Genomic DNA, 23,779 nt, shown 5'->3' on the forward strand with positions numbered 1-23,779 from the left:
GCCGCGAGCCTACTTCTCGACCTCGAGCAGCGCCACCCGCTCGCAAACCAGCGCCGACAGCGGTGCGTCGGTGGCCTCGCGTTCGGCGTCGGGAACGTCGAAAAAGGCACACAACGTCTCGACGTCTTGGGTCTCGAGTGTCGGCTCGTGGTCGACGAACGCATCCAGCGTTTCGACTGCCTCGAGCGCTGCCGCCTCGTTCTCCTCCGAATCGCCGTCGACGAGCACCACGGCCTGAGTTTCGCCTTCGTCGACGCCCATCGCGAGCGCACAATCGATCTGCCGACGGCCGGCGGCGTACAGCAGGATCTCGACGGCGCGATCGCGGGCGACGTTCTCGCCGCGGTCGATGGCGCGGTCGGCGAACTCGACGGCCCGCTCGAGATGCCGGCGGCCGGCGACGTAGCGGGCGTCGAACGCCTGAATCGTCACGCCGTGGCGATCGCCGAGGTTGCCGAGTTCGGCGACGAACGCGTCCAGATCGTCGATCTCGAGTCGGCATTCGAGGAGTTTCATTCGAAATCACCCAGGCTCGACTGGCTGTCGTCTGCTCCGTTTGTTACTGTTCCGTCGTCGGTCCCGCCACCGCCGCTCGAGGTGGCTGTCATACCGCCATCGGCCGACCCCGCCGAGTTCGGCTCGACGCCGTCCATTGAGGGGTCTTCGCGACCGGCGTTCTCGAGGATGGTCTCGGCTGTCTTCTCCCCTTTGAGCGCGCCAAGAACGACGCCTTTGTCGGCCGTTCGCAGGTCGGCAGGCTCTTCGATTCCCGCCTCGTAGAGCCGGCGGGCACGCTTGCGGCCGACGCCGCCGACCGAGACGAGTTCGAGGAGCTCGTCGCCGACGCCATGTTCGACGCGGGCGCGGGCTTCGCGGACGGCGACGGTCCACTCGCTGTCGATCTCGGCGGCCAGCGACTCGGCCGCGCCGAGCAGCCACTCGGCGGTGTCGACCTTCCCACGCAGGTCGCCCGGCCCGATCTTGTATCGGTCTGTCAGTCGTTCTTCGTCGGTTTCGTCGGCCCAGTCCTCGAGCAGCTTGCCGGTCTTGAGCGCGGCCAGCCAGTCCTCGAAGCGATCCTCCTCGAACTCGCTTGGGGTATCGCCCAGCAGTTCGGCCTCGCGCTCGTAGAAGAGTTCGCCGAATTTCTCGTCCTCGCCCGAGCGCAGGTAGAGTTCGTACATGTCCGGCGTGCGTGAGACGAGCTGGTAGAGGCCGAGTGCGGTCGGCCGGTCGTCCGCATGCTCTAACCCGTGGACGATTTCGGCGGCGCTCATCGGATCGAGGTAGAGCCGCGAGACGGTATGCCCGAGGCTGGTCGCCTCGAGTGCTTCCTCGCCGTCGTCGGCGGCAAGGTCGGCAGCGGCGGTGAACGCGCTGCCGTCGTCTTCGGCCCCGTCACTGCTATCGCTTTCCCGTTCGATGAAGTCGTTCGACTCGAGGTACGCCAGAACCGTATCGGTCACCGTCTCGAGGCGGCCGGCTTCGGTCGACTGGCTGGCGTAGAGCGTGGACTCGAGAAATTCGAGGAGTTCCGCTCGCGTGCGGGCGAAGCCGGAAGCGATGGTCGCGAGCACGTGCGTTCGCAGGGCGGGTTCGGCCGCCAGTTTCGACCGGACCGGCTCGGGATCGGCCCAGATATAGCGGTCGAACAGCTCTTGGCTCTCGTCGTGGTTTTTGGCCAGCAGGACGGCCTCGCCGTAGGGATCGAGTCCCGGTCGGCCGGCCCGCCCCATCATCTGGTGGACCTCGAGGACATCCAGGGGAGCCATCCCGCCGGCGCTGGAATCGAAGCGCCGCCAGTCGCGGACGATCACGCGGCGGGCGGGCGTGTTCACCCCGGCAGCAAGCGTCGGCGTCGCCGAGATTATCTTCAACAGGCGATCGCGGAACGCGTCCTCGACGAGGCTCCGCTGAGTGCTCGAGAGACCGGCGTGGTGAAACGCCGAGCCCCGCTCGACGCAGTCTGCTAAGTCTCTGCTCGTCTCGGTGTCGCTGTCGTCGCGGATGTCGGCGGCCAGTTCTGCGAGGTCGGCTTCTTCCTCGGCGGTCAATTCGTTTCTCGAGACGCCGCCCAACCGTTTCGCGGCGGCTTCCGCGTTCCGTCGGGAGTTGACGAATACGAGCGAGGAGCCGTCCTCCTGTAAGATGTCGCGGACGAGTGCGGCCTCTTGCTTTTCCGATCCCTCGACGGGTACCTCGCGTGTCGAGCCATCGTCGAAGTTCAGCGCGTTCCCGTAGTGGACGCCCGTCTGGAGATCGATCGGCCGCCAGTCGGTGTCGACGAGTGCGGCGTCGAGCCAGTCGGCGATCTCGTCGGCGTTGCCGACCGTCGCCGAGAGCGCGACCGTCTGTAGCCCGGGGTTGAGCTGGCGGAGTTTCGCCAACGTCACCTCGAGTGTCGGCCCCCGGTTGCGGTCGTCGATCAGATGGACCTCGTCGCTGACGACGCAGGTGAGATCGGAAAGCCACTCTGCGCCGTTGCGAACCAGTGAGTCGACCTTCTCGCTGGTGGCGACGACGATGTCTTTCGTTGCGAGCCAGTCGCTCGTGCTCTCGTAGTTGCCCGTCGTGACGCCGACCGTGACGCCGAACTGTTCATAGGCCTCGAATTCGGCCTGTTTCTCGCTTGCGAGCGCTCGCAGCGGAACGATGTACAGTGCTTTTCCGCCGCGTTCGATCGCCGAGAGCATCGCAAGCGCGGCGATCATCGTCTTCCCGCTGGCGGTGGGGACGGCCGCGACGAGGTTTTCGCCTTCGGTCGCGCCGGCCTCGACCGCCTCGGCTTGTGGCGGGTAGAGCTCCTCGATGCCCTCGCTGCGGAAGTGGTCGATGGCACCGGGTGGGAGCCCCGACAGCTCCTCGAGATTCATTGTCCGTGCTTGGCCCCGTTTGCGGTTTAAAGTATCGTCTTTCGGACTCCGTCGATCGAGGCTGCGTCGGGATTACTGTGTGTTCCCGCGTGCGCTGCTCCAGCTCACTGGCCGGCACTGCGGTCGGTCAGGACGCCCACACAGACGACTGCTGTCGTGACGTGCATCAGCCCGAGGATCGCGCCGGCGAAGAGACTCCCGCCGGGTTGATTGGGGATAACCGTGAAATCCGGCACGAGCGAGAGCACCAGAACGATCGCTGCAACGATGAGAAACAGTCGATCGGGGCTGGCACTGAATCGCGCAAGCAGCCCGTAGGTGACGGTCGCACCGATGACGCCGAGGGTCGTAAAGAACGTGACCGGGCCGTAATTCAGTGCTTCCAGTTGTGGTGCGATACCGCCGGCGTTGGCCACGAACACGATGAGCAAATTGATGCCCAACGATACTGCAAGCGCGACGACCCCTGACCGTGTCAGACCGCTGGCCGTGAGTGATCGTGCCGATGACGACATTCCTGTTTCGGTGCCCATGAGTATCCCTCCGCCGCCACTGATGAAAAGCGTTTGTCAGAAATCCCTTTTATATCCGGATCGGTGACTGATTATCTAGTTGGGTATTGATGCATCCCCGACCTGCCCCGGAGCGTGGGATCGGCGGCGATAGACCGATGGGATCGGCACCCGAAGACCGTCCTATGGCCGATCCCGACCGCGTCCTCGTTCCCACGCTCGGCCGACCACAGGAGGACGAAGCGCTTTCCTACGCCCTCGAGACGTTTCCCGACGCCGAGATCACGCTGTTGGCGGTCGTGACACCGCTTGGCGCGCCGCTCAGTGAGGGTGGGGTCTTGGAGCGACGCGAGGAGCGAACGACACAGGCACGAGCCAGCGCCGCGGAATTGCTCGAGTCGGTTGCCGGCCCTGACACAGGGGACCGCGTCCGGATCGCACTTGCCGAGGGTCGACCCGGCACCGTCGTTCCCCGATACGCGTCGGAGGCGGGGATCGATCACGTCGTGATGGCCGGCGACAGAACCCGATCGAACTGGTTCATCAGGCGATTTCTCGGTCGTGATATCGCCACGACGGTCGTCGAACGGACGACGCAGCCGGTGACGATCCTCGAGTGAGTTCGAACGAATCAGCCGGCCATCACCGTCGCGAACAGTCGATACAGGCCGTATCCGACGACAACTGAACTGCCGAGTGTCAGTAGCCAGAAGGTGATCGTGACGCCGACCTTGCGCCGCGAAACCCCGGCCGAGCCGCCGGCTAGTCCGCCACCGATGACGCCCGAGAGGATGATGTTGTTGAGCGAGATGGGGATGCCGAGTGCAATCGCCAGTTGGGCAATGATAAAGCCCGGCACCAGCGCCGCGATCGACCGCCGCACGCCGAGTTGGGCGTACTCGCGAGAGGTCGCCTGTAACAGCCGCGGCGCGCCCATCCAGGCACCGGCGAGGATGCCGGCTGCGCCGATCGCGAGCAACAGAGACCCTGGGAGCCCGAGCTCGGTCCGAAAGAGGTTCTCGAGTGGGCCGGTTGCGAGTCCGACCTGCGACCCGCCAGAGGAGAAGGCGACGATGCCGCCGAGGAGCAACAGGAACGACCGAATCCCGCCTTCGACTGACTCGCGGACCTGTCGTCGCACCCAGGAGAACGCGAGCAGTCCGACGGCGATCGTCACGACGACGGTCCCGAGATCGACGCCGGCGGCGAGCGTCGGGCCGCCGCCGAACTGCCGGGCGACAAAACCCGCAAGCGTGCCCTGCTCGGCGGTCGGATCGGGAATCACACCGAGGCGGACGTTGGCGACGATCGCGCCGACGATACCGGCCAACAGCGGGACGCCGACCGTCTCGGGGACGTCGTCGCGTCGCAGGACCGTCGCCGTCGCGTAGGCGAGTCCGCCGGACATGATCGGCACCAGTAGCCAGAAGGTGCCGAGCCGGCGATAGGTCGTCATCGCCGGATCACCGCCGAGCGAAAGCCCGACGCCGACCATCGCGCCTGTCGTCGCGAACGCTGCGGGGATCGGGTACCGCGTGTAGATGCCGATCGACATGAAGCCAGCCGCGGTTAGCAGGCCCGCGGTGGCCGCAAGCGGCGTGATCGTCACGCCGTTGATGAGGTCGGCCCCGATCGTCTCGGAGATGCTCCCGCCCTGCATGAGCGCCCCCATGGCTGCGAGCAGCCCGATGACGAACGCCGCCCGCATCGTCGAGATCGCGTTCGCGCCGACCGCGGGGGCAAAGGGCGGCGAGTTGCTGTTCGCACCCAGGACCCACGCCATGAACAGACAGGTGAGAACGGCGATCCCGATGAGGGCAACAAAGGAGAACGCAACCATTCGTCTCGTCTCTCTTTCAATGACTGGCCGCAAAAGCGTTCCCTCGAGTCCATCGACGACCGCTACCGATTTACCGCAACCGTGCGAAACACCGCCTATGAAGATCGAATACGACGAGGACACCTGTATTGGAATGTTCCAGTGTGTCGCCGAATGGGACGCCTTCGAGGAGGACAAATCGAAGGGGAAGGCCATCCTCGAGGACAGTGAGGAGGTCGAGGACGGCGTTTTCGTCCGCGAGGTTCCCGAGGACGCGGAACTCGACGCGAAGTTCGCCGCCCGGACCTGTCCCGTCGACGCGATCACAGTTTACGACGACGACGGCGAGCAGCTGATCCCCTGATAGGTCTGCTCCCGCTGTGTACCGGCGCGACGGGTCGCGGATGCGCCGGAACTGACTGGGAGCGGTCCATATGCAGGCTCGAGAAAAAAGCCGTGCCGTGCCGACCGTCGATTATGCGATCTTGTCGTACTGTTCGGAGAGCTTCTCGGCGGCCTCGCCGAGCTGGTTGCGCTCGAACTCGGTGAGCTCCCACTCGACGATCTCTTCGACGCCGTCGGAGCCGAGCTTGACCGGGACGCCGAAGGCGGTGTCCTCGTGGCCGAACTCGCCCTCGAGTTTGATGCTGCCGGGTACCACTGCACCCGTATCGCGGAGGATGGCCTCGACCATGTGGCCGACGCCGGTCGCTGGCCCCCACTCGGTTGCGCCTTTCTTCTCGATGACGTTCATCGCCGAGGTCTGGAGTTCGGAGAGCAGTTCTTCCTTTTCGTCCTCGTCGAACTCGAGGTCCTGGCCGTTGACCCGTACTTTGGAGAAGACGGGGACTTGCGCGTCGCCGTGTTCGCCGAGGATCGTCGCGTCGACGTTCTGGACGGGCGCGTCGTAGCGCTCGGAGATCACGTAGCGGAAGCGCGCGGAGTCGAGGCGACCGCCGAAGCCGATTACCTGCTCGCGGGCCCGATCGCCCGTCTCGTAGAGGTGCCGATTGAGCAGGTCGACGGGGTTGGACGTGGTGACGGTGATGAAGTCGTCGTTGTACTCAGCCAGCGAGGAACCGATGTCCTCCATGATCGGTGCGTTGGTATCCGCCAGATCGATCCGCGTTTGGCCCGGCTGGCGTGGAATCCCTGCCGTGATAACGACGACATCCGACCCTGCGGTGTCCTCGTAGCCACCCTGTCGGATCGTCGTGTTCGAGTCGTAGGCCACGCCGTGGTTTGCGTCGGCAGCCTGTCCGACCGTATCGTCTTCCTTGTCCGGAATGTCGACGAACACGAGTTCGTCCGCAACGTCCCGAAGCGCGATGTTGTAGCCTGCGGCGGCCCCGACGGTGCCGGCCGCGCCGACCACGCTCACTTTCGTCATACCACGTAATGCTTCCCCATCCCACACGTTAAATCCGTCGGAAATTCCAGCCTCAGACGAGTCTGACGATATGAAGGTTCGACGACTGTCGTTCCCTCTCTTCTCCTCGAGGCCGAACCGATCATGGCCGATGCCTGCGCCCGTTCGAGTATGCGCGTCAGCGTCATCGGCGGCGGACAGGTTACCGACAAACAGGCGGCTCGCGCCGAGGCAGTGGGCCGCGAACTCGCCGCACGCGGCCACACGGTCGTCTGTGGCGGTCGCGGCGGCACCATGGAGGCGGTCTGTCGTGGCGCGAAAGCCGAGGGCGGAACGACGATCGGCATCCTGCCGAGCGAGCGCCGCGCACAGGCCAACGACTACGTTGATATCCCGATCGCCACGGGACTGGGTCACGCCAGAAACGCGCTCGTCCCATTGAACGGTGACGCTGTCATCGCGCTTGCCGGCGGCGTCGGGACCCTCTCTGAACTCGGCTTCGCCGGCATCTACGACCGGCCCGTCGTCGGCCTCGCAACCCACGACGTCGCCGCTGCCGGGATTGACCTCGAGTCTGTCGACACTCCCGAAGCGGCCGTCGACGCTGTTGAAGCCGCACTCGAGACGTAAGTGTCACCGTCACGGCCCTGGAATCTCGTTGTCGCAGCTTTTTCGACGCTCCGACACCTCTAGCTGGACATGAGCGACTTCGACAAGGAAGCAGAGCGCGAGAAACTCCGTGAGAAGTACGAACGCGACAAACAAGAGCGCAAGGCCACCCAGCGAATGAGCGATCTGTTACTCAAGGGCGCGACGATGACCAACACTCACTGTGGGACCTGTGGCGACCCGCTGTTCCAGATGGACGGCACTACGTTCTGCCCCAGCTGCCATGGCAATCCCGACGCCGTCGAGGGAACCGACCTCGAGGCCCAACCGGCCGACGAACAGTCGTCCACGGATCACTCTGAGCCGGACCAATCCGCCGCGGACGAACCCACCCCTGCTGCATCGGCCGAGCCGACGGCCACAGCTACGTCGGACGCGTCGACGGCCGAGACGGACGCAAACAGCCAGCGCGAATCGTCGGTCACAACGCCATCCCGGGATGAGCGCCAGCCCACACCCCAGGCCGATGTCTCGAGTCGGACCGCCGACGATCGGGCGAGCGAGCCGAGCGCACCGTCTCGCTCCCCTGCGTCGACCCCGACTCCGCAACCGGCCGACGGCGACCTTGAGGTCGCACACGACGCGCTCGTCCGCACGCTCGAGAAGTTCGCCACGGAGGCGGCCGCGACGGACGACCCACGATACGCACGGGAGTGTCTCGAGGCGGCGCGCGAGGCCGGCGAGACGCTGTCCACCTTGCGCTGACAGCTAACGGCGCTCGAGACGGTCGGACTGCTTCCTGGACGTTCTTTCCTGTGAGAATGTGCGTGTCGTTTCGTCGATCAGTACGCGACTCTCTACACCCAATATGACAGATATGAACTACATCACTAGATATATATTTGATAGTATGGTGTGCCATAACATCGCTCGAACGTGGGCCAGATCGGCCGCTGTGTCGGTCGTGTGCCGGGTCGACACCGATTCCACCCTCCATGTACCGGCCCGCGGTCGCTCACCGACCCACGGAGAGAGGAGACCCTACCGATGGCACTTGGATTCGTCGTATTACTCACGGTACTCGTCGTTTGTATCGGCTTGCTCGGGACCACTGCGATCTGTCTCGACCGAACCGCCCTGAAACGGACGGCGGCCGACTACGACCGCCGGCTCGCCGAAATATCGCCGTATCTCGGCGTCGCGGGGGTATTCTTCCTCGCAAAACGAGCAACCCACGGCCATAGTTTACGGATCTCGCGCGCGCTCGACTGGGATCTCACCGCGGAAATCTACGCTCTCGAAGGGGAGTTCGTTGCAGTCCTCCAGGACGTCGTTCCCCATACAGTCACGCTCGAGTTCTTCTCGGCGATGTACATGTTTGGGTTCCCATTCCTGCTGGTGACTGGCCCCATCCTCTATTTCCTGTTGCCGTCCCAGCGCCACCTCAAGGAACTCCTCTTGGCATACGTGTTCAACTATCTGATCGGCTCGCTCTGTTATACGCTCTTTATCGTCTATGGGCCGCGCAATCACCTCTCGTCCGTCGACGGCCTGATGTATTCCTTTTACCCGCAGACTCAGGAAGTCACTGCGGCAGTATCGGCGAACACGAACGTCTTCCCCTCGCTGCACACGTCACTGGCGGTCGTCGTCATGCTATTCGCCTGGCGCTCGCGCGAGGAGTACCCACGATGGTTCCAGATCGCGTCGTTCGTGACGATCTGTGTCGTCTTCTCGACGATGTACCTCGGGATCCACTGGCTGATCGACGTCATCGCAGGCATTCTCCTCGCCGTCGGGAGCGTTATCGCGGCCGAACGGATCGTCACCCGTGCGGAGGGAGCGGCCGGCTCCGTTCCTCCAAGCGAGGATAGCATCGCGTCCGACGCGAGCGATTGATTGCCGTTGCCTCGGCTGTCTTATCCAGTATAGTCGCTGCCGATCACTTCTCGAATCCGCTCGGCAGTCACCTGTCCGACGCCGTCGGCATCCTGTAACTCGTCTTCGGTCGCGATCATCATTTCCTCGACCGTGCCGAACTCCTCGAGAAGCGACCGCGCGGTGACGGGGCCGATCTCGGCGATCGAGGCGACGACGTACTCCTGTTGCTCGCTTAACGTCTTGGTGCCTTTCTCGCCGTGGACCGACACCTCTCGGTCGGCGGTCGCCTGTTCGCGGCCGGCGATTACGGCGAGCAGTTCCGTCGTGTCGGCCTCGCTTTCGGTCCGTAGAACGCTCGCCCCGAAGTCGACCGCAAGACTCGAGAGTGCGCCCCGAATCGCGTTCGGATGAATGTCCCGCTGTTCGTACAGCCCCTCGCCCTCGACGACGACGATCGGCCGCGAGTAGTGTCGCGCCATCGCACCGACCTGCTCGAAGACCGACCGGTCGCCCCCGACCAGCGAGTCGACGAAGTCGGCGACGGACTTGCGCTCGACGACCACCCGATCCGACAGGACGTAGTCGCCGACATCGAGCGTCTCGAGGCTGATCTCGATCTCCTCGCGGCGCGAGAGATCGCGGGCGATGTTGGCGTCCATCTCGCGCTGGTCGGCGACGATTTCGACGGTCTCACCCTCGGCGTGTGGCTCGTGGGTTTCGACCTCGCCGTCCTCGTTCGGCTCTGTCTCTTCGTCGGCAAATTCCTGTAAGCCTGGCTGGTCTGCAACCCCCTCGCTTCCGGTGGAAGAATCGCCGACGGCGTCGGTGTTGCCGCCGTTTCCGTCTACTTTCACCCCGCACTCACTGTCGGCTTCGCCCTCGAAATCGGCCAGTGACTGCTGGGAGTCGTCGAGTTCGTTCTCGAGCTCGTCGGCCATCCCTTTCAGATCGCGCAGCTCGCTTTCCATCTCCTTTTCGCGCCGTCGGGAGATCCAGAAATAGGCCTCGTCGCGGGTATCCTCGGCCATCAGGACGACGACGCGGCCCTCCGACTGGCGGCCGGTCCGGCCCTTGCGCTGGATCGACCGGATCGCGGTTGGAACGGGTTCGTAAAAGAGCACGAGGTCGACCTCCGGGACGTCCAGCCCCTCCTCGGCGACGGACGTCGAGACGAGCACCTCGAATTCGCCTGCGCGAAACTCGTCTAAGACGTCCTGTTGTTGTTTCTGGGTCATGCCGTCGGAGCCCTCGCGATCGCCCTGCCCGACGAACCGTTTCGCGTCGAAGCTCTCACTCAAGAAGTCCGTCAGCGCCTCGGCCGTATCGCGGGACTCGGTGAAGACGATCACGCGTTCACCGCCCTCGAGGCCCAGTGTCTCTGCCAGCAGCATCCGCGCTTTCCGATATTTGGGATGGAGCTCGTCGAAACTCTCGGCTTTCCGCATAGCCTCGCGGACGCGCGGGTCCGAGACCATCCGTTGGCTCGCCTTCGATGCCCCTGACGAGCGGGCCTGGTTGCGCTGGCGCTCGAAGTATCGCCGCAGGGCCTCGACGCTCTGGGTTTCGACCAGCGTGACGGCCTGCCGGAGTTTCATCACCTCGGCGTGGACCGACATCCCTTCGAACCCCTCCGACTGGTCGTTGTTGATCAGCTGCTGCAGTTCCGCCCGCATCCGATTGAGGTCTTTCTGGGACTGATCTGGCTGGGTCGACTTCGCCACGCCCAGTTCCTTGAGCTTCTCGAGGCGGTCTTTGATGACTTCGTTCAGCGCGTCCCGGATCTCGAGGACTTCATCTGGAAGGTCGATACGTTCCCACTCGACCTCGGTGTCGTGGGTAAACTCCTCGACGTCGGCGTCCTCTTCGGTCATTACCTCGACCTCCGCGATGCCGAGGTTTTCACAGACCTCGAGAATGGCCTCCTCGTCGCCGCCGGGCGAGGCCGACATCCCTGTCACGAGCGGCTGCTGAGCGTCAGCGTGGTACCGTTCGGCGATGTAGTTGTAGGCGTAGTCGCCGGTCGCGCGGTGGCACTCGTCGAAGGTGATGTGGCTCACGTCCGCAAGCGAGATGCGGCTCCCGACGAGATCGTTTTCGATCACCTGTGGGGTCGCCATCACGACAGTCGCCTCCGTCCACAGTTCGGCGCGGTCGTCCGGGCTCACGTCGCCGGTGAAGACGACGATTTCCTCGTCAGGAATCTGGAGGGCCTCCCGGTAGAAGTCTGCGTGTTGCTGGACGAGGGGTTTCGTCGGCGCGAGCATCAGGGATTTGCCGCCGACCTCGTCGAGTCGCCGGGCCGTGACCAGCAAGCTCACCGTCGTCTTCCCCAACCCCGTGGGGAGACAGACGAGCGTGTGGTGATTTGCGGCCGTCCCTGCGAGTTTCAGCTGGTAGAGCCGGCGCTCTAAGAAGTCGGACTCGAGCAGCGGATGCTCGATCGACGCGACGTCCTCGTCCGTCGTTGCCATTGGCAGCGATTCGATGCGGGCGCTGTTAAGGATTGAGATAGCACGGTGAAAGTGGTCTCGCGGCTGCGGGGCCGCTGGACCGAAATACAGTCGAGTTAGGCTACTGGTATAAATCGAACGACAGCATAGAACGTGATATGGAAACCCGAACGATCCGCCAACGCCTCCCGGACCTCGGGTCGATCCTCACCGCGATCGGCTTCGTCCTGCTGGTCAATCTCGTCGGGGCGGCACCGAGTGCGATCGGGTCGCCCAACACGCCGTGGTTTCGTGCCCTCGAGAAACCGTGGTTTTATCCGCCAACGATCGCGTTCCCGGTCGTCTGGACGCTGTTGTTTACGCTACTTGGCGTTGCGCTGTGGCTGGTCTGGCGCAGTGACGCTGGCGGCCGGCGGCTCGCACTGGGACTGTTCGCCGCCCAGATGCTGGTCAACGTCGTCTGGACACCGACGTTTTTCGCGCTCGAGGCACCGCTGGCTGCGTTCGGTATCATCGTCGTCCTCTGGGTGCTCGTCCTCGGAACGATCCTCGCGTTCCGACGAGTCGACCGCCGTGGAGCAGCCTTGCTCGTGCCGTATCTCGCGTGGATCACCTTCGCTGCCGTGCTCAACTTCGAACTCTGGCGGCTGAACGCCTAGGCGGGCCTGTCACGTGACGGCCACTCACTGCTCCGGGAGCCACCACGTCAACACCACCGCGACCGCCACGAGACTGGCGAGCGCGAAATACCCCTCGTCGAAATAGCCTCGATCCGCGAGCGCACCGAACAGGACCGGACTCGCTGCGCCGGTGGTCATGTAGACGGTTCGCAGAAAGCCCAGCCCGGTTCCCTGCATGTCTGAGGGAAACGCCGCGGTCATGTACGGCAGGGTGATCGTCCCGTAGCCGAGGATGCTCGAGAGGAATATCGTCCCGACAACGAGCGGCCAAAAGCCCTCGAGAAACGGCAGCGCGACCAGCGACACGACGATGACACCGAGCACGGGTGGCAGCGCTGTTCGAATCCCGAACCGGTCGTAGAGCCGGCCAGTCAGCGGCTGGACGACGATTCCAGTCGCGAAAAAGGCGCTGAATAGCCCGGTCGCGACCCCTTCCGAGAACCCCTTGATCTCGATCAGGTAGGTCGGATAGAAGCCTGTAACCGCCTGCCAGACACAGTAGGTCAGGATCTGGATCGCGGTCACGGTGACGATCTCCGGCCGACGCAGTTGCGAGGCGACGTAGCGTGCCGTCTCGACGGAGACGCTGTCGACGGCACTGGTCGCGTTCGAGGTGCGGGCGGGGACGACGAGTCGGAGACCGACGGCCACGGCGACGAAGGCAGGAACGACGAGGCCGAAGCCGTACTGCCAGGCAAACGCCGAGGCGATGCCGCCGGCCGCAAGCGGGAGGACGGTGTTGCCGACTTGGCCTGCCGCCATCGTGATCCCGATCGCGGTCCCGTCGTTGTCGGGAAAGATATCCGAGAGCGTCGTAAACCGGGCGACGCCGTACAATGCCGTCCCGAAGCCGAATGCTGCCGTCGCGAGGTAGACGACCGGCGCGGAGCCAGCGACGGCGACGAGACCGAGTGCGACCGCCGAGATCGCCGTACTCGCGACGAGGACGTTTCCCTCGCCGAATCGATCGGCAAGCAGCCCGCCCGGAAGCTGTCCGAGCGCATACCAGAGCCAGAGTACGGTCAGCAGGAAGCCGGCCGTCGTCAGATCCAGCCCGTAGCTCTCCCGGAGATACGGGAGCAACACCGGATACGCGAGCCGGACGCCGATCGAGAGGAACCAACCGGCAGCGACGGCACTCAGGATTTCGCCGCGCCCGTCCGTGAGAAAGCTGCGGACGGTCGCGAGTCGATGTGTCGTTCTCGAGCGCGCCACGGGTTATCGTATCCGTTCGTCCGCGGCGGCCTTGAGCGGCCCAGAACGGTACACCCTTGCCGATATCGGAACCGCGATACGACAGCGCGAACGCCCTGCGGCCCTGCTCACTGCGAGTCCGCGACCGGGATCACGCCGGCACGAACTCGAGGGCCAGCCACGCCAGACAGGCGGCATAAATAGGGATCGTCAGATTGTCGTCGATGATGTAGGTCCGGATCTCGAGGGTGATGCCATCAGCGAGCGTCGCGCCGAGGGCGGCGATCATCGCGACCGCGAGCGGCAGGAACGGGATCGCAACGACCGTCGAGACCAGAAACATCGTAATAAGCACTTTCGGCGGCTTGATCCGCTGGAGGGTGTTGTCCGAGACCGTCCCGCTGATCGGATCGCCCAATGCGAGCATCAACATCGCGGGGAGGGCGATTGCCGGCTCGAAAACGACCACGACGGCAGCCATGCTGATCAGATATAACGCGTAGGCGGCGGGGTTGTCCTGTTCGTACTCACGGGTCAACACGTCGTAGAGCCGCCAGTCCAGTCCGACCTGCAGTCGGAGGAACTCGAGGACGAGCGCCCCGGTCGCGAGGAGAACCAGCAGGAGCTGAAACCGGAACCACGTAAGCCCGAGCTCGAGGGCGTCGGCGAGCAGATAGAGGACGACAAGCCCCGAGCCGCTGGCGTGGACGAGTCGCCGCTTCAGTTCGTCGGCCATTATGTCGTGGCTCGAGGGAGGTGACCTTCAGTCCGTCGATCACCTCCAACCGTTTACACTGCGCTCCCTTCGGTCGCTCGGTAAAATCTCGAGAGAGCGAAGCTCTCTCGGACTTCGCGGGAGCTCCGCTCCCGCTTAGGGTTGATCAAAAGCACCGGAAGACGGTCCTGCTCGCTATCGCTCGCAGGCTGCGACTTCCGAGTCTTCGCTCGCTGCGCTTACGAAGACCACCTCCCTCCGTTTCGGCCCCTTCGGGGCCTTCACATCGGTCGTCGGCCTGCTCGTTCGCCCTTCGGGCTCACTCGCAGCTGCAACAAAATCTGCACCGCCACCACTGCTACTGTGGTTGCTACAATTCCTCGAACTCGAGGTCGCCAGCCCGAATCGCCGACAGCGTCTCGGCGAGTTCGTCGACTGGCAGGCGCTTCTGGTCGGTCGTATCCCGTTCGCGGACTGTGACGGTCGTCTCGTCCTCTTCGATCGTCTCGTAGTCGACAGTCACACAGAACGGCGTCCCGACTTCGTCCTGGCGGCGGTAGCGCCGACCGATGTTGCCCGAGTCGTCGTAGGTGACCGACAGCCCCGCCTCGCGCAGGTCCTCGACGATCTCGTCGGCTTGGGCCTCGAGTTCGTCGTCGCTTTGTAGCGGGAAGACGCCGACGAAGGTGGGCGCGACTTCCGGCTCGAGTTCGAGGAAGGTGCGGTCCTCGCCGTCGACTTCGTCCTCGCGGTAGGCGTGGTGGAGGACGGTGTAGACCAGCCGGTCGACACCGAAGGAGGGTTCGACGACGTGTGGGGTGATGTGCTCGCCGGCGATCGTCTCCTCGTCGACCGAAAAGCCGGTCTTCTCGACGGGGATCTCGTGGGTCTCGCCCTCGAGTTCGAATTCGACGGTGTCGCCGTCGAACGCCTCGCGGTCGCGGGCCGCGAGGTCCTCGAGTTTGCCGACGACGGCCTGTGCGTCGCCGCCGAATTCGGGCCCGAGATAGCTCATGTCGGGATCGACGGTGGCGCGTTCGACGGTCTGTGGCTCGTCGTACTGCCGGAAGATGGTAAAGCGGTCGCCGGAGTGCTCGGCGTGTTTCGAGAGGTCGTAGTTGCCCCGATGGGCGAAGCCGGCCATCTCGATCCAGTTGCCGTCGATCTCGCTTTCGGCGTCCCAGCAGTCACTGGCGTAGTGGGCCCGCTCGCCGGCGAGATGCTGGCGATAGCGGAACCGGTCCATATCGACGCCGACTGCCTCGTACCACGGCTTTGCGACACCGAGGAAGTACGCGACCCACGGGTCCGTGATGATGTTTTCGTCGACGGCCTCGCCGATCGTCGTCTCGAAGGCCTCGCCGTCGTCTTTGTTCTGCTCGCTGGCCGGGTAGAGGGTGACCTCGACGTCCTCGACGCTCGAGAGATCCGGCTCGTCGACTTCGGGGTCGATGAAGTACTCGAGTTCGGCCTGCGTGAATTCTCGGGTCCGGATAATGGATCGCCGTGGGCTGATCTCGTTGCGGTAGGCGCGGCCGATCTGGGTGACGCCGAAGGGAAGCTGGTTGCGCGCGTACTCTTTGAGGCGGGGGAACTCGACGAAGATACCCTGGGCGGTCTCGGGGCGCAGGTAGCCGGGATCGGAGTCGCCGGGGCCGATGTTCGTCGCGAACATGAGGTTGAAGTCCTCGACGGCCTGACCCGCCAGCCCGCCACCACAGGAGGGACAGACGAGTTCGTACTCGGCGATGACCTCTTCGACTTCGGGAATCTCGAGACTCTCGGCGTCCTCGTACATCGTGTTGTCCTCGACGATGTGGTCCGCACGATGGCTCTCGCCACAGTCGGGACACTCGACGAGCATGTCGTCGAAGCCGTCGAGATGACCCGAGGCCTCGAAGACGGGTTCGGGCATGATCGTGGGCGCGTCGATCTCCATGTTCCCCTCCGCGACGGCAAAGCGATCGCGCCAGGCATCCTCGACGTGGCCTTTCAGGGCTGCACCCTGTGGGCCGAAGGTGTAGAAGCCGCCGACGCCGCCGTAGGCACCCGAGGACTGAAAGAAGTAGCCGCGTCGCTTGGCCAGTTCGACCAGTTTCTCGCTCGTGCTGTCGGTGCTGTCGTCCGTGTGCTGTTGTTCACTCATACAGTGCCTCCAGGAGATCGATGTCACGGACGATGCCGACGAGGTCTTCGCCCGTGACCAACGGGAGCTGTTCGATATCGTTGCTGATCATCCGCTGTGCGGCTTCCTGTACCGACATATTGACCGACACCGTCACCACGTCCTCGCTCATGAACTGCCGGACCGGCTCCGTCGGAATCTCGATGTCCCGGGTCGGGAGATAGCGGCTGCCGACGGCCTTGATCCCCTCCCAGGACCACTCGTCGTCCTGATCGCCGAAGTTATCCCCGGTCGACTCCTCGCCCTCGACGATCCGGGCGACATCGATGATGTCGACCTCGGTAAGCACGCCGCTCATCCGGCCATCGTCGTCCAGTGCCACGGTGTAGGGGACGTTCGCGTAGGAGAGCCCCCGTTCGGCGACGGGCAGCGGTGCCCCCTCGTAGGTCGTGTTCACGTCCTCGCTGACGTAGGACTCGACGGTGGCGCTGGTCTCTTGGTCGCCAGTCGCGATCGCGTGGATCACGTCTGTCACCGTGATGATCCCCTCGAACTCGCCGTCGACGACGGGCACGCGCCGTGCGCCTTCCTCAACCATCGTCTGGGCGGCGGCCTCGAGGCTCGTCTCGGCAGTCGTCGTCGGCATGTCCTCTTCCATCAGCATGACGAGCTGGTCCTCGTCGGGCTGTTCGATCAGCGTCTCCCGCGTGACCAGCCCGCGGTACTCGAGCCCGTCGTCGGTCTCTTTGACGACCGGCACGGACGAGAACGACTGCTCTTGGAGATACTCGAGCACGTCGGTCCGGGTGCCCGGCAAGTCGACGGTCACCACGTCCTCGCGAGGCGTCATCGCGTCGGCTACGTTCATATCCCACCGGTACGGCGAAAATGAGTATAAACCCAGTGTTTCACACCCAGAATTGATTTGATTCTCGATCGGTATCGCGAACGGATAGTACGATTCGATGACTTTATATGGCACTGAGTGTGACTCACTATCATGGCAGTATCCCCCAACGCCATGGCGTCCGACGATAGTATCGTCGGTGCGATCGATTCGACGGCCGCGAGCGACGAGTACGTCATTGCGGATATCTCCGCGGACGGTGCCTGGCTGTCCATGGAGGCCGAGGACGCACCGACGCTGCCGGCCTGGCGATAACTGGGGGCCGAACGGGATTTTCTTCGGTGGGTCCGGCCGCGACGCCCATCGTGGCCGAAACCGACAGTTCAACAGTCACGACTGGCCGCTGTGCTGTCCCGTCTATTCGTTGCTCACGCCTAATACGGACTCCTGTCGGTCAGTGCCGGTGAGACCGTACCGCCCTGCGATCCCTCCGGGACATCGTTCCAGCAGACCGTCTGGGTCGCGTTCACATCGGTAACAGTTTGGCACTCTATGACATAGTTATGCACATGTCGCTCGAGCAGCTATTCGACCAGCTCCCAGATCCGGGGTCGCACTCGTTTCCCGACTACTCGCTGCCGCGTGGCGAGCCCGTGTTGCCGATCGCGATCACGCGGTCGGAACTGTCGACGATCCTCGAGTTGTACGAGGCGTTTCAGGACGTCAATCCGACGGGATTGGACGCGAACCCGTTTCTCGAGGCGGCGACGACGTACATGCAACAGGCGTTCGGACTGCCGCAGTATCGTCCGGACGAGCAGCTTCACGATGATATCACCGCGCTGCTCAACGATTTCTCGGACGACCTCGGCGGCCGATCGATGGGCGTCGTCGACGCGACGCCGGACCATCACCGGACGCTCTATTTCTTCCTGACCAGTTGTCGTGGCTATCACACTGCGCCTCACATTCGGTTCAACCCCGATGAAGCGGCGGTGGAGACGCTGTATGATGTCTACCAGCGAGTAACCGAACAGGACGTCTATCTCAAGCAGCCGTCGTCAGTATTCGACTGAGCGCACTGCTGCGACGCTTGCGGCGTCGCACGGCCTCTGCAGCCGTCGGTTGCCGTGAAACACTCTGTCGATTCAGCGGAAGTCAGAAAAAGCGAACCGCAGCCGTGTTGGTCGGTCATCGACTCGAGCCCTCATCCGGTGAGGAAGCCACCTGGTGGAATGCGCGTCGCAGGACGTCCCGCTTCGTCGGTCGTTCGGTCCTCACCGAACGCAGGGGAGTGTGCGATCGTTCGTCGTGCCTTTCCGATTCGCTGTGTGCTTGCCGTGACGGTGGCGAGTAGTTTACTCATACATGAGTAAAGAGGCAGGTGGGCTACATAAGTATTTTCGAGATGAACGATGGTGTTGATTCGGTCGTGGCGGGGTGTTGAAGATCCTCGAAACGGTATTCTTTGCCGGCTCGTCGGCGATGCTGAGGCTGGGTCCGCAAGCCAGTGCCATCGCGATCAGTATACCCGCTGGCGCATGCCGCCGGAGAATTTGAAGCCTCGAGGCCCGTCCCCGCGGTACGTTACTTCCCATTCAATAGTTCGTAGTAGTCCTATTGTGTGGTACGTATTGTCATAACACTCTAGCGGAAGAAGGTATCAATTTTTATGTTACGAGGCTAAACATCCGATGATGGCACAAGATAATCCAGTTTCGCGGCGGACAGCGCTGAAGCTGACGGGTGCGGCCGCATCGACGGCTCTCGTCGCTGGCTGTAGCGGTGGCGGCAACGGTAACGGCAACGGCAACGGTGATGACAGTGGCAGCAGTGGCGTCGAAATCGAGCCCGGAACGCATATCGACTTCAGCGGGCAGACGACCCACTGGGAAGGACTCGCTCCGTCCGGCATCGAGGGTCAGCAGAACCCGACGATCATCCTCACGGAGGGTGAAACCTACACGATCGGCTGGTCGGAAGGCGACGGTGCCAACCACAACCTGGAACTCCGTAACAGCAACGGCGAAGTCGTCGACGAGTACACGACGGGTGCCACTGTTGCAGAACCCGGTGACAGCGAACAGTTCGAGTTCACGGCCAGCAGCGATCTCGCCACGTATAACTGCAATCCCCACCCGCAGATGGAGGGGATGATCGAGGTCCAGAGTGGCAGCGGTGGCAGCGGCAACGAATCCAGCGAATAATTCGACCCTTTCGTAGTCGACGCGTTCGACGGCCGCGGCCATCGAACGCGTCGCTGCCCGTTTCTTTCTCTCGTGTTTTCTCTCATCGCTCGCCATTGGTCGCCATCCGCGGGGCTATTGACTCCATCGTATCCGGGGGCGATCCCTGGTCACAGAAGGCGAGTGTCGGGTCGGGCAATCGAGTGCAACCCGAGAACAGACGGCAGACGGCTTGAGCGTTGCTGATACGATCCGCCGTTGCCGGAAACCGGCGCACCCGAATGGCGAACCTCGGCTGTGCCGGCGCTGACTGACGGCAGTCCGTCTTACAGGTCGGCGGCGTCCTCGATCGCGTCGGTGAGCTCTTTGATGCTCTCGAGATCGTGTTCGCCCATGTGCCCGATGCGGAACGTCTTCTCGCCGAGCTGTGAGCCGTAGCCGTTCGAGAAGACGAAGTCATACTCCTCGGAGACTGTCTCGATGGTTTCCGCAACGTCGATGCCCTGTGTGTTCTCGATACAGCTCACCGTCTGGGACTCGTAGCCCTCCTCGGGGAACATATCGAAGTGTTCGCGGGCCCACTCACGGGTGTACTCGGCCATCTCCCGGTGGCGCTCGTCGCGGGCCTCGTGGCCTTCCTCGAGCATGTGTTTCATCTGCTTGCGGTAGGCCAGCATGATCGGGATCGCGGGCGTGGAGTGGGTCTGGCCCTTGCGCTCGTAGTAGTCGATCGTGCGCTGGAAGCCGCCGTACCACGAGGCGGAGTCTTTCTCGAGTTCGCGCTCGTAGGCGTCGTCGCTGACCACACAGATCGCAAGGCCCGGCGGCATGGCGAAGGCCTTCTGCGAGGAGGCGAAGATCACGTCGATGTTGTGCTCGTCGATGTCGACGTAGTCACCGCCCAGCGAGGAGACGGCGTCGACGACGAAGTAGGTGTCCGGGTACTCGGCGACGACATCCCCGATCTCTTCGATGGGGTTGCGCACGCCCGTCGAACTCTCGTTCATTACGGTCGCGACCACGTCGTAGTCGGTGTCGCTTTCCTCGAGTTCCGCGCGGATGTCCTCGGGTTTGATGGCCTGGCCCCACTCGTACTCGAGACGGTCGACGTTTTTGCCCAGTCGCTCGGCCACGTTGGCGTGGCGCTCGCTGAAGCTGCCACAGGTCGGGACGAGGATGTTCTCGTCGACGAGGTTGAGCGTCGACGCCTCCCAGAACTCCGTCCCCGAGCCCGTGAGGATGACGACCTCGTTGTCGGTGCCGAGGAATTCCTTGGTGTCCTCGACGATGGTCGTATAGAGGTCGGTCATCCGGTCCATGCGGTGGCCAAACATCGGCTCGCACATCGACTCGATGACGTCGTCGCGTACTTCAGTCGGCCCCGGGATGTACAGCTTTTTGTCGGGATAGTCGTCCTTGTATTCCTGTTTCTTGGTCACGGAAACCACCTAAGTACGGTCCACTGGGTCGCGAGGTAGTATGGTACTTTTGATACCGCACCGGAGACCAGTCGGTGGTTGAACTCACGAAACTGCGTTCAGGGTGAAGCCACGCAAAACGAGCGTCGATTACTGAATATGACCTTCGCGGCGGAGCTGATCGGCCTCGCTTTTCTCGTAGCGCCAGGTGATGTCGGCCTTTTCGTCCTGCCAGTCCCAGGGTTCGACGAGGACCACGTCGTCTTCGCGGATCCAGATGCGCTTTTGCATCTTCCCGGGAATGCGTGCGGTGCGCTCTTTCCCGTCGGCACAGCGTACTTTCACGCGATTCGCCCCGAGCATGTTCGTGACGGTCGCGAAGACCTCGTCGTCCTCGGGCATCCGGAGGTTCTTCCGACCGCCATCTCCGTCGTCGCTCATGGCCGCGGCTTCGCGTTCGAGCGGTTTAACCCTTTATTGTCTTTGTCCGTTCGCGAGTCCGACCGACTGACTCGAGTGGACGGCGCGAGGAACCACGCTGCTTATTTCGCTTGGCTCTCGACGCGTGGATATGTTACGAAACCTCGGTGCGCTCGGCATTGTCGGGATCGTGCTCTTGCTCGCCGGCATCGCACTCGTCGCGTACGAGAGTCTCTTGATCGCCGCGGGAATGGCACTCATCCTCGCCGGCCTCGGGCTGGTCGTCAAATCCCTGATCTCAGGTCTGTTCCAGAGCTTTGGCATGTTCTGATCGACTCGAACACCGGGTCAAGCGTTTTGCCCCTGCGTCGCGTATCGATCGTATGGAATACACGCTCCAGTACTACGACCTCGTCTTGAGCGGTATCGGAGCGAGCCTCGGCCTCGGAGTCCTCATCGGCGCCGCGACGACCGTCTCGTTTTTCGTTGCGGTCGCCGGCTTTGGCGGCGTCGCGATCGCGCTCATCACCCACGCGCTGTTCATCAACGGGCCGGTCGACGACACCGAGGACCTGACCGAGGAAGTCGCGCTCGAGGAAGTGCCACAGGTGCTGTCGCCGATTGAGACCGGTCCCGAGACGTAATGGCAAACCCCGTCAGACCTCGTTGTTTCCGGCGCGGTGCTCGCTGATGAGCTGGTCGACCATCGCGGCTTTCCGATCCCGTTTCCGGGCTTCGGCACGTTCGTGCCAGTCGTCGATGACCGCCTCGACGTCGTCCTCACGGGCGACGGCGAGTTCGTCGACCTCCTGCATCGCGACGTCGTCGGCGGGTCCGACGGGGATCTCGTCCTCGAAGAGGATCTCATCGGCGATCTCCGAGAGGCCGCCGTCTTTGAGGATCACGCGGGGCTCGAACTCCGCTAAGAGTTCGGCCGTCGACCGGCCCGCACCGCTGGCGTCCCGGATGTAGACCACGTCGCCGCTGGCGATGCCATACTGGTCGTCGGCCTCGCGGATCGCCCCTTTCGTGAACTTCTCGACGACCTTGACTGGGACCAGCCCCTCTTTCTTCGCGGAGACGTCACTGAAGTTCGAGTGATCGAGCTTCCAGAGGGCTTTCATCCGTTCGACCTTCTTCTCGAGTTCGTCGACCTGCTCGCGGGCCTCGTCACGTTCGCGCTCGAGCCGGTTTGCTTTCCGCTCCAAGCGGCTTACCTCGCGGTCTTTGCGGACTTCCTTGCGCTCCTGACGGCGGGCACCGCTGAGGCTATTTTCGAGTTCGTTGATCCGCTCGTCGCGGTCTTCGACGCGCCCCTCGAGGGTGTCGACGTGTGAGTTGAGGCGTTCGACCTGCCGCTCGAGGGACTTGATCCGCTTTTCTTCGGCAGTGAGCTCGCGGGGCTCGTGCTCGGTCGCGTCGTCGTCGCTGCTGCCCTCGTCGTCGCGCAGGTCCCGCAGGACGGCTTCGACGCTTTCCTCGCCGGCGACGACACGGGCGGTGACCTCGCCGCGGTCCATCCCCGGCGGGAGTTTGGCCGCGATCCGCTCGAACTGATCTTCGTGGGCGTCGAGGGCATAGAGGGCGGCCGCCATCGCGTCGCGCTGGTGGTCGTTTGCATAGTGATGCTCGCGCGTGCGATGTTGTTTCTCGTCGATCGGCAGGTCCCGCGTGGGCGTCCAGGCCGCGGCGTCGAAGCTCCGGCGGAACTTCTCGACGGTTTCGGGGATCGGCGTCACGTCGGCCGCGACGATGATCGGCCGGCCACGCTCGACGATCCATTCAATCACCTCGGCGGTGTCGCTGGTCCGGGAACTCCAGACGTCCAGCACCTCTCCCTCGAGGCCGACGATGGCGACGGCGGTCGTCGTCCCAGGGTCGATCCCGACGATGACGTGGTCGCGGCGTTTGACCAGCGGCTGGAACTCGATCCCGTCGCGGCGTTCGCGTTCGATCTCGACGCGGACGTCGCCCGACCGGTTGCGCGAGACGGGGATGTCGCTCGGTCGCGCTTCGACGGTGAAGACGGCGTTGGCGAAGCCGCCGTAGGCCTCGCGGACGTCCCGCTCGTACTCGAGATTTGCCTTCTCGAGCGCGGATTCGACCTCGCGGGCCCGTTTCCGCACGGAGCCATGGATGCGGCGGGTGTAGCGGTCCTCACTCCAGCCGCCGCTGCCGGTCGAGCGGCCTCGGGAGACTTTGACCTCCGTCGTATTGGTAAAGGCCGACACTTCGTGGCCGACGTTGTGGGCGGCCAGCCGGGCCGCGGCTTCGGCTTCTTTCATCGGCTCTTTGCCATAGGGGATGCCGTGGCGTTTCGCGACACGAGACAGCGGCTCCGGTTGTTCAGCACCCGTCACCTGAACGAGCCGTGTCTCGGCGGGCAACGAGCCAAGAAAGTGGATCAGCTGGTCCTTGTCGGCGGCGAGTTCGTACATGTTGTCGGTCGCGACGATCGCCGGCTCCTCGTCGTCGATCAACCGCCTGAGTTTCCGGTGGGAGACGACGTCCCGGCTGACGTCGTCGCCGTCGTAAACCGCCAGTGCGTACGATGGCGCGTCACCGCGCACGTCACCGCTCTGAATGTCGACACCAAAGACGACCGCATCGAGCGCACTCGTTCGCGTACTCACAGGCACCTCTAGGAACGAGTCAGCTATAAATCCGGCGCGGAATTTCGC

25 protein-coding genes are annotated in these 23,779 nt (G+C 63.6%); 11 read left to right on the forward strand and 14 right to left on the reverse strand.

The genetic code is table 11. From position 1 onward, the window contains the following. Positions 1-9 precede the first annotated feature (9 nt). The 3 genes from cgi121 to BSG09_RS07835 form a co-directional block, all read right to left on the reverse strand. Entirely contained in the window at positions 10-516 is a 507-nt protein-coding gene (gene cgi121 / locus BSG09_RS07825; protein WP_092931857.1) for a KEOPS complex subunit Cgi121, read from the reverse strand. Continuing rightward, the gene (locus tag BSG09_RS07830; protein ID WP_092931859.1) at positions 513-2,873 is read right to left on the reverse strand and encodes an ATP-dependent DNA helicase; all 2,361 of its coding nucleotides are present in this window, start codon (positions 2,871-2,873) and stop codon (positions 513-515) included. Before BSG09_RS07830 ends, cgi121 begins: the two co-directional genes overlap by 4 nt. Before the next feature lie 104 nt (positions 2,874-2,977). Beyond that, the gene (locus BSG09_RS07835) at positions 2,978-3,406 is read right to left on the reverse strand and encodes a DUF6069 family protein (protein WP_092931861.1); all 429 of its coding nucleotides are present in this window, start codon (positions 3,404-3,406) and stop codon (positions 2,978-2,980) included. A 164-nt stretch (positions 3,407-3,570) separates the two neighbouring features. Here BSG09_RS07835 and BSG09_RS07840 point away from each other — a divergent pair, with 164 nt between their 5' ends. Next, entirely contained in the window at positions 3,571-4,005 is a 435-nt protein-coding gene (locus tag BSG09_RS07840; protein WP_092931863.1) for a universal stress protein, read from the forward strand. A gap of 11 nt (positions 4,006-4,016) precedes the next feature. On the opposite strand, the gene BSG09_RS07845 is transcribed toward BSG09_RS07840, so the two are convergent. Then, positions 4,017-5,225 carry an inorganic phosphate transporter gene (locus BSG09_RS07845; RefSeq protein ID WP_092931865.1) on the reverse strand — a complete coding sequence of 403 codons (1,209 nt, stop codon included), beginning with the start codon at positions 5,223-5,225 and terminating at the stop codon, positions 4,017-4,019. A gap of 97 nt (positions 5,226-5,322) precedes the next feature. Here BSG09_RS07845 and BSG09_RS07850 point away from each other — a divergent pair, with 97 nt between their 5' ends. After that, positions 5,323-5,568: a ferredoxin gene (locus BSG09_RS07850; protein ID WP_092931867.1), complete on the forward strand. Its 246-nt coding sequence runs from the start codon at positions 5,323-5,325 to the stop codon at positions 5,566-5,568. Between the two features lie 111 nt (positions 5,569-5,679). Here BSG09_RS07850 and mdh read toward each other — a convergent pair whose 3' ends face one another. Continuing rightward, positions 5,680-6,594: a malate dehydrogenase gene (mdh, locus tag BSG09_RS07855; RefSeq protein WP_092931869.1), complete on the reverse strand. Its 915-nt coding sequence runs from the start codon at positions 6,592-6,594 to the stop codon at positions 5,680-5,682. Between the two features lie 150 nt (positions 6,595-6,744). Here mdh and BSG09_RS07860 point away from each other — a divergent pair, with 150 nt between their 5' ends. The 3 genes from BSG09_RS07860 (at position 6,745) to BSG09_RS07870 (ending at position 9,081) form a co-directional block, all read left to right on the forward strand. After that, positions 6,745-7,203 carry a TIGR00725 family protein gene (locus BSG09_RS07860; RefSeq protein ID WP_092931871.1) on the forward strand — a complete coding sequence of 153 codons (459 nt, stop codon included), beginning with the start codon at positions 6,745-6,747 and terminating at the stop codon, positions 7,201-7,203. 69 nt (positions 7,204-7,272) lie between these two features. Beyond that, positions 7,273-7,947, forward strand: a complete 675-nt coding sequence (locus tag BSG09_RS07865) for an Sjogren's syndrome/scleroderma autoantigen 1 family protein (protein WP_092931873.1) — start codon at positions 7,273-7,275, stop codon at positions 7,945-7,947. 282 nt (positions 7,948-8,229) lie between these two features. Then, on the forward strand, positions 8,230-9,081 hold the full coding sequence (locus BSG09_RS07870) for a phosphatase PAP2 family protein (RefSeq protein WP_092931875.1): 852 nt from the start codon (positions 8,230-8,232) through the stop codon (positions 9,079-9,081). A 20-nt stretch (positions 9,082-9,101) separates the two neighbouring features. Here the strand turns inward: BSG09_RS07870 and BSG09_RS07875 are convergent, their stop codons facing one another. Next, complete coding sequence (locus BSG09_RS07875; protein ID WP_092931877.1) at positions 9,102-11,534, reverse strand: DEAD/DEAH box helicase; 2,433 nt, start codon at positions 11,532-11,534, stop codon at positions 9,102-9,104. A 137-nt stretch (positions 11,535-11,671) separates the two neighbouring features. On the opposite strand from BSG09_RS07875, the gene BSG09_RS07880 reads away from it, so the two are divergent. Further along, on the forward strand, positions 11,672-12,172 hold the full coding sequence (locus BSG09_RS07880) for a TspO/MBR family protein (protein WP_092931879.1): 501 nt from the start codon (positions 11,672-11,674) through the stop codon (positions 12,170-12,172). Between the two features lie 24 nt (positions 12,173-12,196). On the opposite strand, the gene BSG09_RS07885 is transcribed toward BSG09_RS07880, so the two are convergent. The 4 genes from BSG09_RS07885 to BSG09_RS07900 form a co-directional block, all read right to left on the reverse strand. Continuing rightward, a complete protein-coding gene (locus BSG09_RS07885; protein ID WP_092931881.1) occupies positions 12,197-13,408 on the reverse strand; it encodes an MFS transporter in 1,212 nt (403 codons plus the stop codon). Between the two features lie 130 nt (positions 13,409-13,538). After that, complete coding sequence (locus BSG09_RS07890) at positions 13,539-14,123, reverse strand: diacylglycerol/polyprenol kinase family protein (protein ID WP_092931883.1); 585 nt, start codon at positions 14,121-14,123, stop codon at positions 13,539-13,541. A gap of 349 nt (positions 14,124-14,472) precedes the next feature. Next, positions 14,473-16,248, reverse strand: a complete 1,776-nt coding sequence (gene glyS / locus BSG09_RS07895) for a glycine--tRNA ligase (RefSeq protein WP_092931885.1) — start codon at positions 16,246-16,248, stop codon at positions 14,473-14,475. After that, positions 16,241-17,095 (reverse strand): CBS domain-containing protein, encoded by an 855-nt coding sequence (locus tag BSG09_RS07900; protein ID WP_092931887.1) that lies wholly within the window; start codon positions 17,093-17,095, stop codon positions 16,241-16,243. Before BSG09_RS07900 ends, glyS begins: the two co-directional genes overlap by 8 nt. A gap of 153 nt (positions 17,096-17,248) precedes the next feature. Here BSG09_RS07900 and BSG09_RS20745 point away from each other — a divergent pair, with 153 nt between their 5' ends. Next, on the forward strand, positions 17,249-17,389 hold the full coding sequence (locus BSG09_RS20745; protein ID WP_463508296.1) for a DUF7556 family protein: 141 nt from the start codon (positions 17,249-17,251) through the stop codon (positions 17,387-17,389). A 254-nt stretch (positions 17,390-17,643) separates the two neighbouring features. Then, positions 17,644-18,150: a hypothetical protein gene (locus BSG09_RS07905; protein ID WP_092931889.1), complete on the forward strand. Its 507-nt coding sequence runs from the start codon at positions 17,644-17,646 to the stop codon at positions 18,148-18,150. Positions 18,151-18,281: 131 nt separating this feature from the next. Here BSG09_RS07905 and BSG09_RS20750 read toward each other — a convergent pair whose 3' ends face one another. Continuing rightward, entirely contained in the window at positions 18,282-18,440 is a 159-nt protein-coding gene (locus BSG09_RS20750; RefSeq protein WP_175542168.1) for a hypothetical protein, read from the reverse strand. A gap of 331 nt (positions 18,441-18,771) precedes the next feature. On the opposite strand from BSG09_RS20750, the gene BSG09_RS07910 reads away from it, so the two are divergent. Next, positions 18,772-19,281 carry a plastocyanin/azurin family copper-binding protein gene (locus BSG09_RS07910; protein ID WP_092932105.1) on the forward strand — a complete coding sequence of 170 codons (510 nt, stop codon included), beginning with the start codon at positions 18,772-18,774 and terminating at the stop codon, positions 19,279-19,281. 305 nt (positions 19,282-19,586) lie between these two features. Here the strand turns inward: BSG09_RS07910 and BSG09_RS07915 are convergent, their stop codons facing one another. Next, entirely contained in the window at positions 19,587-20,699 is a 1,113-nt protein-coding gene (locus BSG09_RS07915) for a pyridoxal-phosphate-dependent aminotransferase family protein (RefSeq protein ID WP_092931891.1), read from the reverse strand. Positions 20,700-20,828: 129 nt separating this feature from the next. Then, positions 20,829-21,119 (reverse strand): translation initiation factor eIF-1A, encoded by a 291-nt coding sequence (eif1A, locus tag BSG09_RS07920; protein WP_008013381.1) that lies wholly within the window; start codon positions 21,117-21,119, stop codon positions 20,829-20,831. Between the two features lie 130 nt (positions 21,120-21,249). On the opposite strand from eif1A, the gene BSG09_RS07925 reads away from it, so the two are divergent. Next, entirely contained in the window at positions 21,250-21,429 is a 180-nt protein-coding gene (locus tag BSG09_RS07925) for a DUF7470 family protein (RefSeq protein ID WP_092931893.1), read from the forward strand. Between the two features lie 52 nt (positions 21,430-21,481). Next, positions 21,482-21,742: a hypothetical protein gene (locus tag BSG09_RS07930; protein WP_092931895.1), complete on the forward strand. Its 261-nt coding sequence runs from the start codon at positions 21,482-21,484 to the stop codon at positions 21,740-21,742. Between the two features lie 12 nt (positions 21,743-21,754). Here BSG09_RS07930 and BSG09_RS07935 read toward each other — a convergent pair whose 3' ends face one another. After that, positions 21,755-23,731 (reverse strand): DUF460 domain-containing protein, encoded by a 1,977-nt coding sequence (locus tag BSG09_RS07935; RefSeq protein ID WP_092931897.1) that lies wholly within the window; start codon positions 23,729-23,731, stop codon positions 21,755-21,757. Positions 23,732-23,779: the final 48 nt, after the last annotated feature.

The organism is Natrinema hispanicum (assembly GCF_900111485.1).
Classification (GTDB): Archaea; Halobacteriota; Halobacteria; order Halobacteriales; family Natrialbaceae; genus Natrinema; species Natrinema hispanicum_A.

Coding starts and splice junctions, on each gene's coding strand:
- BSG09_RS07830 (WP_092931859.1), bottom strand. CDS start 2,873: ATGAATCTCGAGGAGCTGTCGGGGCTCCCACCCGGTGCCATCGACCAC.
- cgi121 (WP_092931857.1), bottom strand. CDS start 516: ATGAAACTCCTCGAATGCCGACTCGAGATCGACGATCTGGACGCGTTC.
- eif1A (WP_008013381.1), bottom strand. CDS start 21,119: ATGAGCGACGACGGAGATGGCGGTCGGAAGAACCTCCGGATGCCCGAG.
- BSG09_RS07910 (WP_092932105.1), top strand. CDS start 18,772: ATGGCACAAGATAATCCAGTTTCGCGGCGGACAGCGCTGAAGCTGACG.
- BSG09_RS07890 (WP_092931883.1), bottom strand. CDS start 14,123: ATGGCCGACGAACTGAAGCGGCGACTCGTCCACGCCAGCGGCTCGGGG.
- BSG09_RS07870 (WP_092931875.1), top strand. CDS start 8,230: ATGGCACTTGGATTCGTCGTATTACTCACGGTACTCGTCGTTTGTATC.
- BSG09_RS07930 (WP_092931895.1), top strand. CDS start 21,482: ATGGAATACACGCTCCAGTACTACGACCTCGTCTTGAGCGGTATCGGA.
- glyS (WP_092931885.1), bottom strand. CDS start 16,248: ATGAGTGAACAACAGCACACGGACGACAGCACCGACAGCACGAGCGAG.
- BSG09_RS20745 (WP_463508296.1), top strand. CDS start 17,249: ATGGCGTCCGACGATAGTATCGTCGGTGCGATCGATTCGACGGCCGCG.
- BSG09_RS07840 (WP_092931863.1), top strand. CDS start 3,571: ATGGCCGATCCCGACCGCGTCCTCGTTCCCACGCTCGGCCGACCACAG.
- BSG09_RS07925 (WP_092931893.1), top strand. CDS start 21,250: ATGTTACGAAACCTCGGTGCGCTCGGCATTGTCGGGATCGTGCTCTTG.
- BSG09_RS07845 (WP_092931865.1), bottom strand. CDS start 5,225: ATGGTTGCGTTCTCCTTTGTTGCCCTCATCGGGATCGCCGTTCTCACC.
- BSG09_RS07850 (WP_092931867.1), top strand. CDS start 5,323: ATGAAGATCGAATACGACGAGGACACCTGTATTGGAATGTTCCAGTGT.
- BSG09_RS07835 (WP_092931861.1), bottom strand. CDS start 3,406: ATGGGCACCGAAACAGGAATGTCGTCATCGGCACGATCACTCACGGCC.
- BSG09_RS07865 (WP_092931873.1), top strand. CDS start 7,273: ATGAGCGACTTCGACAAGGAAGCAGAGCGCGAGAAACTCCGTGAGAAG.
- BSG09_RS07905 (WP_092931889.1), top strand. CDS start 17,644: ATGTCGCTCGAGCAGCTATTCGACCAGCTCCCAGATCCGGGGTCGCAC.
- BSG09_RS07860 (WP_092931871.1), top strand. CDS start 6,745: ATGCGCGTCAGCGTCATCGGCGGCGGACAGGTTACCGACAAACAGGCG.
- BSG09_RS07900 (WP_092931887.1), bottom strand. CDS start 17,095: ATGAACGTAGCCGACGCGATGACGCCTCGCGAGGACGTGGTGACCGTC.
- BSG09_RS20750 (WP_175542168.1), bottom strand. CDS start 18,440: ATGAGTAAACTACTCGCCACCGTCACGGCAAGCACACAGCGAATCGGA.
- mdh (WP_092931869.1), bottom strand. CDS start 6,594: ATGACGAAAGTGAGCGTGGTCGGCGCGGCCGGCACCGTCGGGGCCGCC.
- BSG09_RS07880 (WP_092931879.1), top strand. CDS start 11,672: ATGGAAACCCGAACGATCCGCCAACGCCTCCCGGACCTCGGGTCGATC.
- BSG09_RS07875 (WP_092931877.1), bottom strand. CDS start 11,534: ATGGCAACGACGGACGAGGACGTCGCGTCGATCGAGCATCCGCTGCTC.